This window comes from Hoylesella timonensis S9-PR14 (assembly GCF_000762405.1).
Lineage (GTDB): Bacteria > Bacteroidota > Bacteroidia > Bacteroidales > Bacteroidaceae > Prevotella > Prevotella timonensis_A.
Genome location: NZ_JRPQ01000090.1, coordinates 1 through 3,298 on the forward strand (window position 1 = coordinate 1; position 3,298 = coordinate 3,298).

The window sequence follows — 3,298 nt, forward strand, 5'->3', positions numbered from 1 at the left end:
CCCCCCCCCCCCCCCCCCGTATTTTTAACACTTTTTATTAATCTTTCGTACACTACTCTCTGTTCGTCTTCTTTCATCGTAAGAAAAGGCATGAGAGGAGTATCGCCATTCCCATGAGTGCCATGCGACTTACGCATAGTATCCATGAGTAGTAACAGTCCAAGCAGAAAATACTGCGACAAAGCAATGAAAACGAGCTATAATAGCGTAACTCTGATAGAGATGAAGTAAAAAAAGGATAATATAACCGAAAATTCAAACTAAAGATATAGTATGGGAAGAACTGATGATAAGTTTAAGTCGATAACCAACGAATGTTTATCAAATTTCAAAACTGAAGAAAGTAAGGAACTCATGGTGAAAGAAATTGTCAGAAAGAAGAAACCATACATTCCTCCTTGCTGCGAGGTGATAAAGCTTGATAGTGAAAACCACCTTTTGGAGGGATGGGGATTACAGAGCAGTAAGATTGTGGCAGATAATTAACATGATAATTTGGTTTTGCTGCTGAGGTTGCATACTAAATAACCGAGTATAGACAATGAGGTATTCGAGTATTTTAATTTATATAATTCTTAAAGGAAAGGAACGATAATGAAAAAAAAGTATGAAAAGCCCGTAATTGAAATAATAAGAATGGATGACGCCATGCAGATGATTTGCGGCAGCCCTGGGTTTAAGAGCCAAACACCTATCGAAATAGGTAAATGGGATGAACCAGAAGAAACGAATGCGAACGGAACATCAGAAGAAATTAATGAATTACCGGACTGGCTAAAAGAAGAGCCCTAAAAGCCATCCTATCTTTTTCTAAAAACGCACGCTATAACAAAAACAAATAACACAATGAAAAAACTTTTTTATAATTGTAAGGCTATTGGTGCTGCCTCGATATTGTGTTTGGCAGCCATAGCAACGTCTTGCTCTCAAGAGCTTGAAGAAGGAAAAATTCAGACGGATAACAACAAAGCAGAGCTTAACGTAGTAAAAATAAACTTCGCTACCGATGCCTTGACACGAGGCACCATGTACGACGAAATAGCGCAAATGCCCGACGATGCTACCTTTGGTGTTTATGGCTACGCGCATAAAGAAGGTGAAACTACTCCCAACGACCCCAACTTTATCAATAACGGCAGCGCAAAGAAAGACGGTGTAGTGCGTGTAAAAGGCAAGGTGGCAACGTACAAAACAAACATGCCGAAGGTGCAGCTCGCCGCCGTATACCCTCAACTAAGCGATGATAATAAGTTTAAAAGGACAGGCGCAAACACCTATACCCTTACCTACTCCCTGCAAGAAGACATGGCACAGCAGAAAGACTTGATGATAGGGCAGGCGGAGGAGTTTGAGATAAATGATCAGAACTCTACCGATGAAAATATAAACAGTGGTAAGACAATAGACATGCACCATGCCCTTACAGCTATCAACTTCGCGATTGGCGACCGCGTACCTACTGGTTACACCATTGAGGGCATTCGCCTAAGAAATCTATATACCAAAGGTACCTGCAAGGTAGACTTATCGAAGACCACCGATGCTGATCGCTTCACATGGGAAAACCTTAGCGAGAAAGACAAATATGTGTATATTAAAACAAGCCACATCACCACCACACAGAGAAACAGAACCCAGTTTACCGGGCTAAAAACAAGCGATAACAAGTACGACAACCTTACCATCTTCATGATACCACAACAGGTAGGCGATGACGCTAAAGCAGAGGTGATACTAAAGAAAGATGAAAAAGAATATAAGAGCGTAAGAGATGTAAAAGGTGAAAAAGTAACACCCGAAAATGATACAAGGGTAAAAATTAAACGTATAATCATTCCTCTTAAAAGAAAAGATGGCAAACCATATCAAGCAGGTGAGGTGGAAAAATATTTAGTGAATAGCCTGACAAACAAGACAAAAGAAAAAGATTCTAATATATCTATAGAAGTAGTAGATCCAAACAACTACGAGAAAACTAACAAATATATAAAACCTAATAAAGAATATTTTTGCAAAAAAGACGAGAAAAAACAAAATACATATAATGTGTTTATAGATTGCTATCGATACGCAGTTAATACCGATAAAACAAATAAACATTTTAATTATGCAATAACAGCTCCTAATACTTTTAAGATAGAAAGTGTAACGTATCTCACATATAAAGGTAAAGACCCTGAGTACCTTAATATGCCAGAAAATAGCGTAACATGGGAGATTACAAAACAACCTAATGGAGATAGCACAATAGGCTCTTTTAGCTTAACTTTCTATCCTGATAATTATCCGAAGGATGTAATAGGTAAATCAAGGGGGAAAATGGTAGCACAACCACATAGGTTAGGTTCAGAAAGTGGAGATGCTATTATTATAACTTTAGTAGCAGATGGTTTTGAAGGTCAAGAATTAACAATAACTTGTAAAGATTTCCCCAAGAAAAAGAAAAAGTCCTAATAGCTGGCATAAGGCAAGCAGTTAAGCGGTAAAAAGAGCAAGCGCAACGCCACGCGATGACAAACGTAGAGCGTTGCGCTTTGCGTTTGCTCGCTTTATATCACACATTATTTCTTGTGACTATTCGGTAATACTTATAACGACATACTAAAAAAAGAAGTAGATAATGATGCAATTGAACAGAAAAGTTGATAGCATACCCTCTTCTGTCAATGTGCTGAAAAAAAATATGGGCGTTTCTATAAATTAGCTTTGTCAGTTTGCGAGGCTGTTTTTGGCGGTCAATTTTTGTTTGTGAGTGAAGGAGTATAGCGAGCTATACGACTGAACGAACAAGCAAATTGAACCCAAAAAAGACCGCAAGATGACAAAACGTAAACCGTCCAACATAAATAAAACTTTACGGTGGTGATTTGTAGAACCGCCCATATAATGTTGATACGAAGACAAGTGAGATGGAATGATAATTATTGCTGAATTTTCTTTACAAAGAGTCTCTCAAAACTCGCGTGAAAACATCCAACGGCAAAGTTGGTCGCAAATACGCGAGTTATGAGCAAGTTTCATAATCCGTTGTTATTTAATGCATTACGCTTGGTGCACTTCCTTTCTTTCCTAATTTTATCATTTTTTGGCAGCTAACTCATTGAGATAAGCTAACTATTTGCATGCTTTAATGCTCTTGAAGCATGTGAATAACACCTCTAATATATGTTTCCAAGACCGTTAAATCAATGTTTTGATTAAAAAAACCGTTTATTTTGTTAAAATCAGCCCATTTTTGTTGGGCGTTTGCCTATTGATTTTTTCTATTTTGAAGATTTTAGATGACCGTTTTTTGGTA

At 37.7% G+C, this 3,298-nt stretch carries 3 protein-coding genes; all 3 read left to right on the forward strand.

What is annotated here, in order from left to right; all coding sequences use genetic code 11:
* Positions 1-273: 273 nt before the first annotated feature.
* The 3 genes from HMPREF9304_RS06240 to HMPREF9304_RS06250 all read left to right on the forward strand — a co-directional run bounded on the left by HMPREF9304_RS06240 (position 274) and on the right by HMPREF9304_RS06250 (position 2,454).
* On the forward strand, positions 274-486 hold the full coding sequence (locus HMPREF9304_RS06240; protein WP_036927489.1) for a hypothetical protein: 213 nt from the start codon (positions 274-276) through the stop codon (positions 484-486).
* A 108-nt stretch (positions 487-594) separates the two neighbouring features.
* Entirely contained in the window at positions 595-792 is a 198-nt protein-coding gene (locus tag HMPREF9304_RS06245; protein WP_036927491.1) for a hypothetical protein, read from the forward strand.
* A gap of 54 nt (positions 793-846) precedes the next feature.
* Positions 847-2,454 carry a fimbrillin family protein gene (locus HMPREF9304_RS06250; RefSeq protein WP_231564482.1) on the forward strand — a complete coding sequence of 536 codons (1,608 nt, stop codon included), beginning with the start codon at positions 847-849 and terminating at the stop codon, positions 2,452-2,454.
* Positions 2,455-3,298 lie beyond the last annotated feature (844 nt).

Excerpts from the sequence above, each read along its gene's own strand:
- HMPREF9304_RS06250 (WP_231564482.1), top strand. The coding sequence starts at position 847 with ATGAAAAAACTTTTTTATAATTGTAAGGCTATTGGTGCTGCCTCGATA.
- HMPREF9304_RS06240 (WP_036927489.1), top strand. The coding sequence starts at position 274 with ATGGGAAGAACTGATGATAAGTTTAAGTCGATAACCAACGAATGTTTA.
- HMPREF9304_RS06245 (WP_036927491.1), top strand. The coding sequence starts at position 595 with ATGAAAAAAAAGTATGAAAAGCCCGTAATTGAAATAATAAGAATGGAT.